The 14,064-nt window shown below is 60.3% G+C and carries 14 protein-coding genes; 11 read left to right on the forward strand and 3 right to left on the reverse strand.

What is annotated here, in order from left to right; all coding sequences use genetic code 11:
• Positions 1–141: 141 nt before the first annotated feature.
• A complete protein-coding gene (locus LQ231_RS06680) occupies positions 142–1,032 on the reverse strand; it encodes an SMP-30/gluconolactonase/LRE family protein (RefSeq protein ID WP_230170759.1) in 891 nt (296 codons plus the stop codon).
• Positions 1,033–1,400: 368 nt separating this feature from the next.
• Here LQ231_RS06680 and LQ231_RS06685 point away from each other — a divergent pair, with 368 nt between their 5' ends.
• The 10 genes from LQ231_RS06685 to LQ231_RS06730 all read left to right on the forward strand — a co-directional run bounded on the left by LQ231_RS06685 (position 1,401) and on the right by LQ231_RS06730 (position 11,238).
• Complete coding sequence (locus LQ231_RS06685) at positions 1,401–2,138, forward strand: autoinducer binding domain-containing protein (protein WP_113140718.1); 738 nt, start codon at positions 1,401–1,403, stop codon at positions 2,136–2,138.
• A 422-nt stretch (positions 2,139–2,560) separates the two neighbouring features.
• Positions 2,561–3,727 (forward strand): iron-sulfur cluster carrier protein ApbC, encoded by a 1,167-nt coding sequence (gene apbC, locus LQ231_RS06690; RefSeq protein WP_230170760.1) that lies wholly within the window; start codon positions 2,561–2,563, stop codon positions 3,725–3,727.
• Between the two features lie 264 nt (positions 3,728–3,991).
• Positions 3,992–4,933: a magnesium transporter CorA family protein gene (locus LQ231_RS06695; RefSeq protein ID WP_230173256.1), complete on the forward strand. Its 942-nt coding sequence runs from the start codon at positions 3,992–3,994 to the stop codon at positions 4,931–4,933.
• A 14-nt stretch (positions 4,934–4,947) separates the two neighbouring features.
• The gene (locus LQ231_RS06700; protein WP_230170761.1) at positions 4,948–6,849 is read left to right on the forward strand and encodes a potassium transporter Kup; all 1,902 of its coding nucleotides are present in this window, start codon (positions 4,948–4,950) and stop codon (positions 6,847–6,849) included.
• Positions 6,850–6,985: 136 nt separating this feature from the next.
• The gene (locus tag LQ231_RS06705; protein ID WP_230170762.1) at positions 6,986–8,200 is read left to right on the forward strand and encodes a cell wall hydrolase; all 1,215 of its coding nucleotides are present in this window, start codon (positions 6,986–6,988) and stop codon (positions 8,198–8,200) included.
• A 404-nt stretch (positions 8,201–8,604) separates the two neighbouring features.
• A complete protein-coding gene (locus tag LQ231_RS06710; RefSeq protein ID WP_113140441.1) occupies positions 8,605–8,967 on the forward strand; it encodes an AtpZ/AtpI family protein in 363 nt (120 codons plus the stop codon).
• A gap of 60 nt (positions 8,968–9,027) precedes the next feature.
• Positions 9,028–9,777, forward strand: coding sequence for a F0F1 ATP synthase subunit A (locus LQ231_RS06715; protein WP_113140442.1), 750 nt, complete (start codon positions 9,028–9,030; stop codon positions 9,775–9,777).
• Between the two features lie 71 nt (positions 9,778–9,848).
• Entirely contained in the window at positions 9,849–10,076 is a 228-nt protein-coding gene (locus LQ231_RS06720; protein WP_007597650.1) for a F0F1 ATP synthase subunit C, read from the forward strand.
• A gap of 83 nt (positions 10,077–10,159) precedes the next feature.
• Positions 10,160–10,747: a F0F1 ATP synthase subunit B gene (locus LQ231_RS06725; RefSeq protein WP_113140443.1), complete on the forward strand. Its 588-nt coding sequence runs from the start codon at positions 10,160–10,162 to the stop codon at positions 10,745–10,747.
• A gap of 5 nt (positions 10,748–10,752) precedes the next feature.
• Complete coding sequence (locus LQ231_RS06730; protein WP_230173258.1) at positions 10,753–11,238, forward strand: F0F1 ATP synthase subunit B; 486 nt, start codon at positions 10,753–10,755, stop codon at positions 11,236–11,238.
• Between the two features lie 112 nt (positions 11,239–11,350).
• Here the strand turns inward: LQ231_RS06730 and LQ231_RS06735 are convergent, their stop codons facing one another.
• On the reverse strand, positions 11,351–12,016 hold the full coding sequence (locus LQ231_RS06735) for a ribonuclease HII (protein ID WP_230170763.1): 666 nt from the start codon (positions 12,014–12,016) through the stop codon (positions 11,351–11,353).
• Positions 12,017–12,239: 223 nt separating this feature from the next.
• Positions 12,240–13,397, reverse strand: coding sequence for a PA0069 family radical SAM protein (locus tag LQ231_RS06740; RefSeq protein WP_113140446.1), 1,158 nt, complete (start codon positions 13,395–13,397; stop codon positions 12,240–12,242).
• A gap of 143 nt (positions 13,398–13,540) precedes the next feature.
• On the opposite strand from LQ231_RS06740, the gene LQ231_RS06745 reads away from it, so the two are divergent.
• Complete coding sequence (locus LQ231_RS06745; protein WP_230170764.1) at positions 13,541–14,062, forward strand: glycosyl transferase; 522 nt, start codon at positions 13,541–13,543, stop codon at positions 14,060–14,062.
• Positions 14,063–14,064: the final 2 nt, after the last annotated feature.

Consider the following 14,064-nt stretch of genomic DNA (forward strand, 5'->3'; position numbering starts at 1 on the left):
TTCGGGAGGAAAATGTCTGGCGGGTCCGATCGTTCCGATTTTTTTACCGGTTTATTTTTCACCGATTATGGGAACAATTTGGTCGTTCTTTGGTTTGCGGCGCCCGGCGAGAGGCGCCGCAAGTCATTGTAACGATTGAACTCAGAGTTTGAATCGCGGTTCTTCACGCCCTTGGACGGCAACGCCGAGTTCGAAGGTTGCACCCGCCAGCGGGTCGTTCTTCATCTCCTCGGCCGACAGGCCTTCGAAGCATGACGTGACGGCCAGACGATCGAGCTTCGATCCGAAAAACGCCGGGCAGGTAACGCGGCGCGCCGGCATTTCATAGCGTGCGATCTGGCGGCCATCCGGTGCATAGCGGTCAACGGCGCCGCCATCCCAATTGGCGTTCCAGATCGTTCCTTCCGCATCGACCACGGAGCCGTCGATCACGCCGGTGCTGCGCGCGGACTGGTCGATCAGCACCGTCGGCTCGCCGGTGGGAAGGCCCGTTGCCGGATCGACGCTGACCCGCATCAGATGATTGACCTTCGAATCGTTGAAATAGCCGATCGCCCCGTCCGGCGAGAAGCAGATCGAGTTAGGGATGCTGACCGCATTGAACAGCTTGGTCACCCTTGTGCCCGCCACATGATAGATGGCCCCGGCGCCGGTCTCGGCCGTTCGGCTCATCGTGCCGATCCACAGCGCGCCACTGGGATGCATACGCCCATCGTTCGAGCGGTTCTGGGACTTGCCGGGTTCAATCTCGACATAGGGGATGAGCGCACTGGACAGAGCGTCCCTGAGGAAAAGACCCTTGTCGGACGCGATCAGATGCTGCTTGTCGTCGATCACCGCAAACACGCTGCCGAGAAACGGCAATGCATGTTTGGTGAAGGCACCCGACGTGATGTTGAGCTGGCAAAGCGTCTTGCCGAGGATATCGAACCACCAGAGGCAGTCGGTCAGCGCATCATAGGTCGGGCCTTCGCCCAACTCTAGCCGCTCTTCCGTGAGAACCTTACCCTTGAATGGCACTATTGAGATCACGCTATCCTCCCGCATTGGTCGCTGCGACCTTTGCCGCTGCGCCCCGCTGTTTGACAGGGGTTTACGGTAAAATAAAGAGGCTGCTGGACGCAGAGTGGTTTACAAGTCTATTGTATGACAACTTGGGGAATGGATTCGTTGGTGCTTCACAGGGGAGCCAACATGAGGTCGCGTTCTCGATAAATCCCGTGATCGCGTAACTGACAGCAAGCCTGACGAGATGGTTTCGGTTTTGTATGTTTGGGATTCGAAGTGGATGACATTTTGCTGTGCCACAGGACCGAGTGGTGCTGCCACGGATTGGAAATACCGCCTTGGAAAATGTGGATCGTCATGATGGCCGAACATATCGTGCAGAAAATGATGCCATGACCGCCAATGATGCCCCCGACGCCAGCCGCATCGAGGCGCTGGTGCTCGAGGTGAAAAGCTTCAAGACCCAGTTTGATGTGTTTCGCTTCATGAAGCGCGCGACAGAGCATTATGGCTCACGCGCTTTCATGGTGCTCAACATGCCGGGTGCGACGTCGCTGGATCTGTCCAGCAGTTCGATCATCACCAACTGGCCGTCCGACCTGCTGACGGAATTCGATCAAGGCGCGCTTCTGTCGGGCAGCCCGATCCTGGCCGTGCTGCGCCGCGCCTCCATTCCCTTTACCTACGACATCGATGAGGTCGTCGCGCAGCGCGATCCGCGCAGTGCCGAACTGTCCAAGACGCTGTTTCATCGATTTCGCATGAACCGCGGCGCGTATTTCCCGGTGCATGATGCAACGGGCGCGCGCGGCGCCGTATCGTTCAGCGGCGAGCGCCAGCCTTTCACCATGCGCGAGATGATGGAACTGAGCTATCTGGCTGCCCATGTCTTCAACCGCCTGGCCGAGATCCGCGACATGGACAGTCGCAACAGCGATATGCTGACGGAACGCGAGCTGGATTGTCTCAACTGGACGGCCGCCGGTAAGACCAGCGTTGAGATTGCCGAAATCCTGACCCTGTCCGAACACACCATCAACCACTACCTGAACCGCGCCACCAAGAAGCTCGATGCCGTGAATCGCACCCAGGCGGTGGCGAAGGCGCTTCGTCTCGGCTTGATCAAGTAGACCAGATCCTGGTGCATTTTTGTGCGCCACGTCAGGTGACCGCCTAGAATGACAGCAGGTGGTCCGGAAGTTGTGCTCCGAACTGGCGGAAATCGACCTGAATTGCGGTGATGTCGACGAATTTTCAACTTGGCACGCTTCGTGCTTGTTGAAGTTCAGTCCAGAGGGGACGCTGCATGGCACCCAGCCAAGGGTGCTGCAAGGATAAGCCGCCGCGGTGAACATCGGTTCCTGCTGGCGGCTTTCCTGTTTCCAGGCCTGCGGCCTGCTTCTTTCTTTCCCTGATTGTTGATTCTGTCGCCGTGGGACCTTTTGTCTCCGCATTTGCAGTTGGCGAAGCCACTCGCCTCCATTATCTACGCAGCGACGACAATCCGGGCTTTGACGAAGAGCCTGGGAAATGATCCAGAAAAGAGGACGCCATGACCGAGTTGACCCGCGAGCAGGTTTTGCAAGCACTGGGACGCGTGCGCGGTCCGGATCTCGATCGGAGCATCGTGGAGTTGAAGATGGTCTCGGACGTCTTCATTTCCGACGGCAAGGTCTATTTCTCGATCACCGTGCCGGCTGATCAGGCCGAGGCCCTCGAGCCCTTGCGCCAGGCCGCGGAACGCACGGTCAAGGCAATCCCGGGCGTCAAGGGTGTTCTGGCCAGCCTGACGGCGGAGCGCAAGCAGGGGACAGCCCCAGCGCCGCGACCGCAGCCGCCGGCAGGCGCGCCCGCCAGTCAAGGACACACGCACAGTCACGCTCATAGTCACGGCCAGCCGCAGCCGCCACGCACCAAGGCCGGCGTTCCGGGCATCGAAGCGATCATCGCCGTTGCCTCGGGCAAGGGCGGGGTCGGCAAGTCGACCACTGCGGTCAATCTGGCCTTGGGCCTCAAGGCCAATGGCTTGCGTGTCGGCATTCTCGACGCCGACGTCTATGGACCTTCGATGCCGCGTCTTCTCGGCATTACCGGCCGGCCGCAGCAGATCGAGAACCGGATCATCGTGCCGATGGAGAATTATGGCATCAAGGTCATGTCGATGGGCTTCCTGGTCGATGAGGGCACCGCGATGATCTGGCGCGGCCCGATGGTGCAGTCGGCGCTGATGCAGATGCTGCGGGAGGTCGCCTGGGGCGATCTGGATGTGCTCGTGGTCGACATGCCGCCAGGCACTGGCGATGCCCAGTTGACGATGGCCCAGCAGGTGCCGCTTTCGGGCGCCGTCATCGTTTCGACGCCGCAGGATCTGGCCCTGATCGATGCCCGCAAGGGGCTCAACATGTTCAACAAGGTCGAGGTGCCCGTGCTCGGCATCGTCGAGAACATGAGCTATTTCATCGCACCCGACACCGGCAATCGCTATGATATCTTCGGCCATGGCGGTGCCCGTGCCGAAGCGGAGAAGATCGGCGTGCCCTTCCTCGGCGAAGTGCCGCTGACCATCTCGATTCGTGAAACGTCGGATGCCGGGACGCCGATTGTCGTTTCCGATCCGGACGGACCACAGGCCGCCGTCTATCGCCAGATTGCCGAAAAGGTCTGGAACGAGGTCAAGGCGCATTCAGGTCGGACCGCACCGGCAATCGTTTTCGAATAGTCACCGATCCGGATCGATCGGCCTTGCTGCTGGATCTCAGATCGCGGCCATTCTTGCTGGCTTGACCGCCGATGCCGGACATCTGGCTGCCCTCGGGACGCGTGTCGCCGATGAGCACTGCCTTATGCGCAGTACTGCAGTGCAAAATTCGACTTGCGTTTTTCTTGCCACTTGTGTTTGGGTCCGGGCAATTTGCCACGCGTTGGCAGCCATGAAGGTAAGCTAGTCTTGATCCGGGCCTATAGAACTGATGGCAGTGCACAGGTGATCGGTCCGGATGTTGCCACTGGTGACTTCGACGATGCGATCATCTGGCTGGATCTGATAAGTCCGACAAAGGCAGAAGAGCAGCAGGTTGAAAACCGGCTGGGAATTCCCTTGCCCACGCCGGAAGAACTGAAGGATATCGAGCCGTCGAGCCGGCTCTATGTCGAGAACGGCGCTGTCTACATGACGGCCTCGCTGATCTACAAGGTCGAGACGGATCTGCCGCGGCTCACCGATGTCGCCTTCATCCTGCACGGCAATCGGCTGGTGACGATCCGCTACGCCGAGCCGAAATCCTTTGCGCTGTTCAGCGCCAGCCTGTTGCGTGCGACCGAGCCTTGCGCGACCGGAACAACCTTGCTCGGACGTCTTCTCGAAACGGTGGTGGACCGCACGGCCGAAGTGCTGGAGATCGTCGCAATTCGTCTCGACGCATTGTCGGTGTCCGTCTTCGTCGATCGCAAGGCGGCCAAGCGTCGGCCACCGCGCTTTCTCGAAGACAAGCTGCTCGATATCGCCAGCCATCACCAACTGGTCAGCAAGACGCGCGACAGCCTCATCTCGCTCTCGCGCCTCGTGACGTTCCTGCAGTCTCAGCAGGTCGTGCGCCGCGAGGAAGAGGCGGCCGAACTGTGCACGGTGGTCGCCCGCGACGTGCAGTCGCTTGCCGAACATGCGGCGTTTGTCAGCAACAACATTACCTTCATGCTCGATGCCTCGCTCGGTCTGATCAATGTCGAACAGAATGCGATCATCAAGATCTTCTCCATCGCCTCGGTGGTCTTCCTGCCGCCGACCTTGGTCGCCTCTATTTACGGCATGAATTTTCATTTCATGCCGGAGCTGGATTGGAACTACGGCTATGGCGTGGCGCTTGTTGCCATGCTGATCTCCGCCGTCATTCCGTTCATTTTCTTCCGCTGGAAAGGCTGGCTCTGAGAGCCTGACATCTTATGGAACAGAACAACACCCATTCTTCGGAAGGTCACAAGGGCGCGCGCGGGATGTTTTTCCTCGCGCTCGGATCTGTCGGCGTCGTCTATGGCGATATCGGCACCAGCCCGCTCTATGCCTTCCGTGAAGCGTTGAAGCCGATCAGCGAAGGTGGTGTCACCCGCCTGGAAGTGATCGGGCTGATCTCGCTGATGATCTGGGCCCTGACCATCATCGTCACCATCAAATACGTGCTGTTCCTGCTGCGCGCCGACAACGACGGCGAGGGCGGAACCCTGTCATTGCTCGCATTGCTGTCGAAGACCGCCAACGGCCATGGCCCGATCCTGATGGTGCTCGGCCTGATCGGTGCGGCACTCTTCCTCGGCGATGCCATGATCACGCCGGCGCTCTCGGTCTTGTCGGCAGTCGAAGGCCTCAAGCTTGTGGCGCCGGACCTCAGCGATTTCATCGTGCCCATTTCGGTTGCGATCCTGATTGGCGTTTTTGCCGTGCAGTCACATGGCACGGCAGCCGTTGCCCGTTTCTTCGGTCCGATCACGGCCCTCTGGTTCCTGGTCATGGCCGCCGGCGGCATCAACCACATCTTCGATGATCTCGGCATTCTCTCGGCCTTCAATCCCTGGCATGCCGTCACCTTCATGCTGCGCGAAGGGTTTCTTGGCATCGTCGTGCTCGGCGCGGTCTTCCTGACCGTCACCGGCGCCGAAGCGCTTTATGCCGACCTCGGCCATTTCGGCCGCAAGCCCATCCAGTGGGCATGGTTCGTGCTGGTCTTCCCGTCGCTGGTGCTCAACTATCTGGGCCAGGGCGCGCTGGTGCTGCACAATCCCGCCGCCATGGCCAACCCTTTCTATCTGATGTTTCCGGAATGGGCGCTGCTGCCGGTCGTCATCCTGGCCACGTTTGCGACGATCATCGCCAGCCAGGCCGTGATCACCGGTGCCTTCTCGCTGGTCCGACAGGCGATCCATCTCGGCTTCCTGCCGCGCATGCAGATCCTGTTCACCTCCGAAACCCATACCGGCCAGATCTATCTGCCGTCGGTCAATGCCCTGTTGCTGGTCGGTGTTCTGGCCCTGGTCCTGCTGTTTGAAAGTTCCGAAGCGCTGGCCACCGCCTATGGCATCTCGGTCACCGGTGCCATGGTCGTCACCACGATCATGGCCTTCGAATTTGTCCGCAAGCGGTGGAACTGGAGCGTCACGACCGCGGTGGCGGCGTTGCTCCCGCTTCTTGCCCTGGAAACGGTTTTCCTCGGCGCCAACCTTTTGAAGATCCACGATGGCGGCTATATCCCGGTCCTCTTTGCCGGTGTCTTCACCCTCATCATGTGGACCTGGCGCCGGGGCAGCCGCATTCTGTTTGCCAAGACCCGCCACTCTGACGTTCCCTTGGCCCCCTTCATTGCGTCGATCGAGCGCAAGAGCGATCACGCCCCGGCCAGCGTGCCCGGCACGGCGATCTTCCTGACCAGTGATGCCGAAACCGCGCCAGCCGCTCTCCTGCACAATCTCAAGCACAACCATGTTCTGCACGAGCGCAACATCATCCTGACGGTGAAGACGATCGGCCGTCCGCGCGCCACCGCCGATGAGCGTTTTGTCATCGAACAGCTGTCGGAGCGCTTCTCCCGCGTCGAGATCCGCTTCGGTTTCATGGAAAGCCAGAATGTCTCGAAGGCGCTGGCCAATCTGCGCCGTTGCGGTTTGAAATTCGACATCATGTCGACCTCGTTCTACCTCGGCCGACGCAAGTTGGTCCCGGATGCCAAGTCCGGCATGCCCCACTGGCAGGACAGACTTTACATTACCCTGGCCAATGCGGCCGCCGACCCTTCGGATTATTTCCGCCTTCCAGCCAACCGCGTCGTGGAACTCGGCTCGCACGTCATCATCTGACAAAAGCCGACATGACCCAGCCTTCGAAAGGCCGCCGCATGCCCGGCGGCCTTTTGGCATTTGAACATGAGTGCCATTCCGACATTCATCCGCCGGCATTAACCAAGCATCAAGGTTAATGAGAGATGTTTTTCTAATGTATCTCGCGTCCTTGTGCTGGAGTTCGGTTTTGCGTTTCTCATTTCGCCCTTCCAACAAGGTTTCCTCCCGGATGGAGACCTGGACTTCACCGCTGGTCTTCGGTCTTGTCTCCTGGCTGGCCTTCCCGACGGTGGCTGCTCAGGCCGATATGGCGGGCCTTCTGGCCGGCATCGATCGCGGCGCCAGCAATTGGCGCATGGTGCTCACGTCGTCGCCCGCCGGCTCGATCCACCAAGCCGAACTGGCCTTCTCCGCCAAGGAGGCATCGTCGGCCTTGTCGAGTGACAGCGGGCTCGTGCTGCCCGATGGTCGCCGCATCGCCTTCGACGGCGGCAAGCCGGCCGCCGACCCTCTGCCGGATGAAATGCGCGTGACCCGCGATCAGAAGAAGGGCAGGGTAATCGCCGTAGAGCAGATGTTGCCGCCGCGTGCCTTTTCGGCTGGATCGATCCTGCAGCGCACCAGTTTCCTGCTCGACCCCAAGGACGACGCGACCGAACGGACCGCCTTCGCCAAGGAGAAAACCGAAACAAGTCCGGTCGAACTGGCAAGCTTCTATTTCAAGCGCAAGGACCTGCCCGCCGACCCGGCGCTGCCGGCGATGCTGGCAAGTCTGGTGACCAACCGCAATCCGGATGTTCTGGCGACGGCCTATTCACCGCCGGTGCCGGACTACGCCAGCGTTTCGCCCTTCGATGCGATCCTGACTGAAAAGCAGATGGCGCGCGGGCGCTTTCTGCCGGAAATCGGCCCGCAGGACCATGCCTGGGCCGCGACCGCACTTCCAGCCGGCGTGTTTGCCGACAAGGAGCAGCAATGCCTCGCCGAAGGCATTTATTTCGAGGCGCGGGGCGAATCGGTGAAAGGCCAGGCAGCGGTCGCTCAGGTCATCCTCAATCGCGTCCGCAATCCCCACTATCCCAATACAATCTGTGGCGTCGTCTATCAGAACGAGGACTGGCGCAATCGCTGCCAGTTTTCCTTCGCCTGCGATCGCATTCCGGATCGCATCACCTCGCCATCGCATTGGCGCACCGCCAAGGACATTGCCATGGCGGTGACAGCCGGCAAGATCTGGTTCAAGGAGGTGGGATCTGCCACCCACTACCACGCAACCTATGTAAAGCCCGACTGGGGCCCGACCATGAAGCGGGTCGACACCATCGGCAAACACATCTTCTACCGCACCTATGGCGGCGGCTGGAGCTGATGTGTCGCAGATCCGTTTACGGATCCGCCCTGCGAGGAATTGCGGTGGAGATTCGCGGGCTCTGGCACGCACCGAACGCAATTCTGTTTTGCGCTGACTTGCTTGTGCCGCAATGTGGCGCCGCGCGTCACCGATTGTGGCAGATTCTCCCCTCACAGCGCGACCAAGTGACACGATTTGGCGTCTGTCATGTGAGTTGTTTCCATGTATTTGATCTAAGTAGTTGATATTTATCGGTTAATTTGTGGTGAAACTTGGTGCCGCAATGCCTTGACTATGCAGGTCCTCAAAATTATGGTGCGGCCGACTTCAAAGCGGGCCACAAGGGTTTCTATCCTGCCGTTTCTGCATTCAAATCGGGTGTAAAATATGCCCTGTGAGATACGGATAGGACGGAGGAAGCCATGACGGATAATCGGGAAGAAGGTCTGGAAGAGCGTCGCCGGAGACTGGCTGCCGAATTGGCTGTCCGGGACACCAAGGCGAAGAGCGAGGAAAGCGCGGAGATCAACGCCGAAGAAACCCGCAAGGGTTACGGAATGGCGATGAAGATCTCGAGCGAATTCATCTCTGCCATCGTTGTTGGCGCATTTCTGGGCTATCTTTTTGACCGCTTTGTCGGTACGGCGCCCTGGGGCATGATTGTATTGCTGCTCATCGGGTTCTGCGCCGGCGTGTTGAATGTCATGCGTGTCGTTGGAATTGTGGCGTCGCCACATCCGGCCGATCGCAAGATGGACCTGAAAGACAAAGGCGACGATCGCTGAGGCGGTCATAGCACGACGATAAGATATCCGCTTCGGCGGCAAAACGCGAAAGAGCAGAACGTGGCCAACGATCCTACTCATCAGTTTCTGATCCAGAAGATTGTTCCGATCGAAGTGGCCGGGATTGATTTTTCGTTCACCAACGCCTCGCTGTTTATGGTTGCCACCGTCGCAACGGCCTCCAGCTTCCTCTATTTCTCGACGTCGAACCGCGGTCTGATCCCGACCCGCATGCAGTCCGTCGCCGAAATGGCCTATGAATTCATTGCTTCGATGCTGCGCGAAGGCGCCGGCAGCCACGGCATGAAGTTCTTCCCGATGGTGTTTTCGCTGTTCATGTTCGTGCTGACGGCCAACCTGCTCGGCATGTTCCCGTACTTCTTCACCATCACCAGCCAGATCATCGTCACCTTCGCGCTGGCGCTGTTCGTCATCCTGACCGTTCTGGTCTATGGCTTCTACAAGCACGGCTTGAAGTTCCTCGGTATCTTTGCGCCGTCCGGCGTGCCGATCGCTCTCCTGCCGCTGGTCTCCACGATCGAGGTTGTTTCCTTCCTCTCGCGTCCGATCAGCCTCTCCGTCCGTCTGTTCGCCAACATGCTGGCCGGTCACATCACGCTCAAGGTCTTTGCCGGCTTCGTCGCGTCGATGAGCGCCATGGGTGCGGTCGGTATCGGTGGCGCCATTCTGCCCCTTTTGATGACGGTCGCCATGACCGGTCTCGAATTTCTCGTTGCCTTCCTGCAGGCCTACGTCTTTGCGGTACTGACTTGCATGTACCTGAACGACGCAGTGCACGGCGGTCACTGAGAATATAGTCGCTGGCCCCGGCTGAACCGGGGCCAAAATAGCCGCAACAACCATTTCGAAGGAGTATCCATATGGAAGCGGAAGCAGCAAAGTACATCGGCGCAGGTCTCGCATGCCTCGGCATGGCTGGTACGTCCCTCGCACTCGGCCGTATCTTCGGTGATTACCTCTCCGGCGCACTGCGCAACCCGTCTGCCGCTGACAGCCAGTTCGGCCGTCTGGTATTCGGCTTCGCCGTTACGGAAGCTCTGGGCATCTTCTCGCTGCTCATCGCTCTCCTCCTCCTGTTCGCTGTCTAATAGACGGTTGGAGATTGGGATCACGGCGTGCCTTTCGCGGCAGCCGTGATCTCGTGCATTTGTGAATACACCTGGAGGTGAGCATGTTTGTGACCCCCGCCTATGCCGAGGAAGCGCCGGCAGAGGGCACTGTCCACACCGAGACTGGCGTTCCGAATGCGGAACACGGGAGCGGTGTGTTCCCGCCGTTCGATTCGTCCACCTATGCCTCGCAGTTGCTGTGGCTGGTGATTACGTTCGGCATCTTCTACATGCTCATGCAGAAGGTCATCGTGCCGCGCGTTGGCGGTATCCTGGAAAACCGTCACGACCGCATCGCACAGGATCTCGACGAGGCAGCCCGCTTCAAGTCGGAAGCTGATGCCGCGATTGAAACTTACGAACGCGAACTGAGCGCGGCCAAGGCGAAAGCCGGCCAGATTGCTTCGGTTGCGCGCGACGAAGCCAAGGTCAAGGCCGACGCGGAACGCACTGCCATCGAAGCGGATCTGTCCGCCAAGATTGCTGCTGCCGAAGTCCGCATTGGCGAGATCAAGGCCAAGGCCTTTGCTGAAGTCGACACGATCGCCATCGACACCGTCGGTTCCATCGTCGAACAGTTGATCGGTGCCAAGGCCACCGCCGCTGACATCAAGGCTGCCGTATCCGGCGCCGCCAAGCAGGGAGCGTGACCACCATGCATCTCGACGCAACATTCTTCGCTCTGGTCGGTCTCGTTCTCTTCTTCGTCCTGCTCGCCTATCTGAAGGTACCGGGCATGATGGCAACGAGCCTCGATGCGCGCGCCGACAAGATCCGCGACGAACTGGCGGAAGCCAAGCGCCTGCGCGAAGAGGCCCAGCATCTGCTGGCCGAATATCAGCGCAAGCGCAAGGAAGCCGAAGCAGAAGCTGCGGCAATCGTTGCCGCCGCCGAACGCGAAGCCGCAGCCCTCACGGCGGAAGCCAAGCAGAAGACGGCCGAATTCATTGCACGTCGCAATGCGCTGTCGGAGCAGAAGATCAAGCAGGCCGAAACCGAAGCCGTCAACGCCGTGCGCGTTGCGGCTGTCGACCTCGCGATTGCCGCGGCCGAAAAGGTTCTGGCGAAGAAGACCGATGGCGCTGTTCAGGACACATTGTTCAAGAGCGCCGTTGGCCAGGTCAAGGCCCGCCTCAACTGATCATCGGATCGGTTGTGAAATTGAAAAAAGCCGGGCTTGTCCCGGCTTTTTTGTTGTCTAGCATCTGTCCGCAACGCCTTTAGCGACGGAGGTTGACTGAACGGGATGGATGCTATTCGCATGGCTCCACCTGCCGTAGAGGCCGAAAGCTCATCCGATGCAGCGGGCAGGGGCCATGGATCACGATCGCCCCGCGATGGATCGCGGTGCCGTAACCGGCATGCTGCGCAAAGCCGTAGTCGGGAAAGACCAGTCCGGCGCGCGCCATCATCCGGTCCCGCATGACCTTGGCAAGGATCGATGCAGCGGCGATCGAGACGGATCGGGCATCGCCCTTGACCACCGCCGTTCCCGAACAGGAAAGCCCGTCCGGCACATCTCGGCCGTCGGCCAGGACATGGTTGGCGCTGCATTCGAGGCCGGCAACGGCGCGGCGCATCGCATCGAGGCTCGCCTTGCGGATATCGCGAGCATCGATATGGCGGGGCGATGAGGAGGCGATCGAGACGGTGGCCGTGGCCAGGATCTCCTCATAGAGCCGCTCCCGTTGAGCGAACGACAGTTTCTTGGAATCGTTCAGCCCTTGCGGGATATGTCGTGGATCCAGGATGACCGCAGCAGCCACCACTGGCCCCGCCAGCGGCCCGCGACCGGCTTCGTCGGTTCCGGCAACAGGCCAGAGCCCGCGTCGCTTGGTGCGGCTCTCGATCGAAAAGTCAGGAGCCAGCGGCAGATCGGGAAACAGGCTGGGAGAATCGGGTGGCGTGCGCGTTTTCATGCGGCAGAAATCGCACGCGCACCCGATCTCCTGCAAGCCCCTGGTCCCTTCCTCTCGTTGGACGCGAGAGGCCGGGGCGGCTGACCAGGGACACATCCGGCGCGAGGCGGCGGATAACCGCGCCGGAAGACGAAACCCGGACTGAACCGGGAAACGCAATGTCGAGGCGGTGCCAGCCGCCGGACATCACGATAGCGTAGTGCGCCGTGGTGCGGCGCACGTATCAGAGCAGCGACAACTGTACGCCATTGCTGTTGGGCGACAGGAACAGGTCCTCGCGCAGATGCAGGCTGCGGCGCGTCAGGCCGAGACGTTTGGTCGCCATTTCAAAGCGGCGGCTGATCTGCCAGGCATAGGGACCGGCCCCCTTCATCCGCTTGCCGAACTCGGCGTCGTAGTCCTTGCCGTCGCGCATCGAGCGGACCAGCGACATCACATGCCGGTAGCGGTCCGGATAGTGCTGCAGCAGCCAGTCGCGAAACAGCGGGCTGACCTCAAGCGGCAGGCGCAGCAGCACATAGCTGGCCTCCGTGGCGCCGGCTGCCTTGCCGCTGTCGAGAATGCGTTCGATCTCGTGGTCGTTCAGCGCCGGGATGACCGGCCCGAGCATGACGGCAACCGGGATGCCCGCCTCCGACAGGCCCTTGATCGTCTCCAGCCGTCTCGACGGCGTGGCCGCGCGCGGCTCCATCAGCCGGGCGAGCTTGCGGTCGAGCGTCGTCACCGAAACCCCGACCTTGGCAAGCCCGCGTTCGGCCATCGACTTCAGGATATCCACATCGCGCAGCACCAGCGCCGACTTGGTGACGATCACCACCGGATGATTGGCCTTGTCGAGCACCTCGAGGATCTGGCGCATGATCCGCCATTCCCGCTCGATCGGCTGATAGGGATCGGTATTGGTGCCGATCGCGATCGGCCGCGGCTTGTAACCCGGCTTCGACAGTTCCCGTTCCAGAAGCTTCGGCGCATCCGGCTTGGCAAACAGCCTGGCCTCGAAGTCGAGACCAGCCGAAAGGCCCATATAGCTGTGTGTCGGGCGGGCGAAGCAATAGATGCAGCCATGCTCGCAGCCGCGATACGGATTGATCGAGCGGTCGAAGGGAATGTCCGGCGATTCATTGCGGGTGATGATGGTCCGTGGCTTTTCGACCTGCACCTCCGTCTTGAACGGCGGCATGTCCTCGAGGCTCTGCCAGCCGTCGTCGAAGGCGACGCGTTCGGTCGGCTCGAAGCGTCCGCCCGGATTGAGCGTTGCCCCGCGACCACGACGTCGGTCGATCTCGATCCGGAGCCCGGAAGAGGTCATCACCGCATCGGCAATATCTGCCGTATTGCCAGGCTGAAAGGCAGCCTGGCCCACAAGAGACAGCTCGTTCATGTTTAGCTCCTCGCGGGGTCAATCAATCCCGCCGAATGACTATATTCCTACCATCAACAATGAGAACAATGCAAGAACAAAATAGAAAATCGGACAATCTCAAAGCAGTGGCAAATCTTTGTGCAATGCGATAGAGATAGGCAATGTTGACAGTGATGATGGAATGCCGCGATCAGGAGCCGGAGCTCGCTCAGACGTTGTCTGTGCTCGTAGCCGGTGCTGTGGAAGGCCTTGTAAGCGATGTCATCGTTCTGGACCATGGCTCGCAGGACGGATCATCCTTCGTGGCGGATGCGGCGGGCTGCCGCTTTTATCAGCAATGGGACATGAAAGAATTGCTCGGCTCCGTGCGCGGCGAGTGGCTGCTTCTGGTCGAGCCTGGCGCCCGAATGACGCAGGGCTGGATCGACGAAGTGGCGGAATATGTGGCTCTCAACAAGGTTCCAGCCCGCTTTTCCGAATCGCGTGTCTATCGGCTGCCCTTCTATCGCCGCCTGACGCGGTCACGCCCGCCGCTCGAAAATGGTCTGCTCCTGCCCAAGCGCCACGCCCAATCACTGGTCCGTTCGGGCATGGATCTTCAGCATCTGGCCCATGGCCAAAAGCCGCGGCGGCTGGCGTCTGAAATTATCCCGTCCTGGGTTGCGCGCGAAGCCAGGCGCTGATC

The organism is Rhizobium sp. CECT 9324, from assembly GCF_918741265.1.
GTDB lineage: Bacteria > Pseudomonadota > Alphaproteobacteria > Rhizobiales > Rhizobiaceae > Allorhizobium.

What these genes read in the sequence shown, in the direction of transcription:
- LQ231_RS06685 (WP_113140718.1), top strand. Translation starts at nt 1,401, where the DNA reads ATGACCGCCAATGATGCCCCCGACGCCAGCCGCATCGAGGCGCTGGTG.
- apbC (WP_230170760.1), top strand. Translation starts at nt 2,561, where the DNA reads ATGACCGAGTTGACCCGCGAGCAGGTTTTGCAAGCACTGGGACGCGTG.
- LQ231_RS06700 (WP_230170761.1), top strand. Translation starts at nt 4,948, where the DNA reads ATGGAACAGAACAACACCCATTCTTCGGAAGGTCACAAGGGCGCGCGC.
- LQ231_RS06705 (WP_230170762.1), top strand. Translation starts at nt 6,986, where the DNA reads ATGTATCTCGCGTCCTTGTGCTGGAGTTCGGTTTTGCGTTTCTCATTT.
- LQ231_RS06710 (WP_113140441.1), top strand. Translation starts at nt 8,605, where the DNA reads ATGACGGATAATCGGGAAGAAGGTCTGGAAGAGCGTCGCCGGAGACTG.
- LQ231_RS06720 (WP_007597650.1), top strand. Translation starts at nt 9,849, where the DNA reads ATGGAAGCGGAAGCAGCAAAGTACATCGGCGCAGGTCTCGCATGCCTC.
- LQ231_RS06725 (WP_113140443.1), top strand. Translation starts at nt 10,160, where the DNA reads ATGTTTGTGACCCCCGCCTATGCCGAGGAAGCGCCGGCAGAGGGCACT.
- LQ231_RS06730 (WP_230173258.1), top strand. Translation starts at nt 10,753, where the DNA reads ATGCATCTCGACGCAACATTCTTCGCTCTGGTCGGTCTCGTTCTCTTC.
- LQ231_RS06735 (WP_230170763.1), bottom strand. Translation starts at nt 12,016, where the DNA reads ATGAAAACGCGCACGCCACCCGATTCTCCCAGCCTGTTTCCCGATCTG.
- LQ231_RS06740 (WP_113140446.1), bottom strand. Translation starts at nt 13,397, where the DNA reads ATGAACGAGCTGTCTCTTGTGGGCCAGGCTGCCTTTCAGCCTGGCAAT.
- LQ231_RS06745 (WP_230170764.1), top strand. Translation starts at nt 13,541, where the DNA reads ATGTTGACAGTGATGATGGAATGCCGCGATCAGGAGCCGGAGCTCGCT.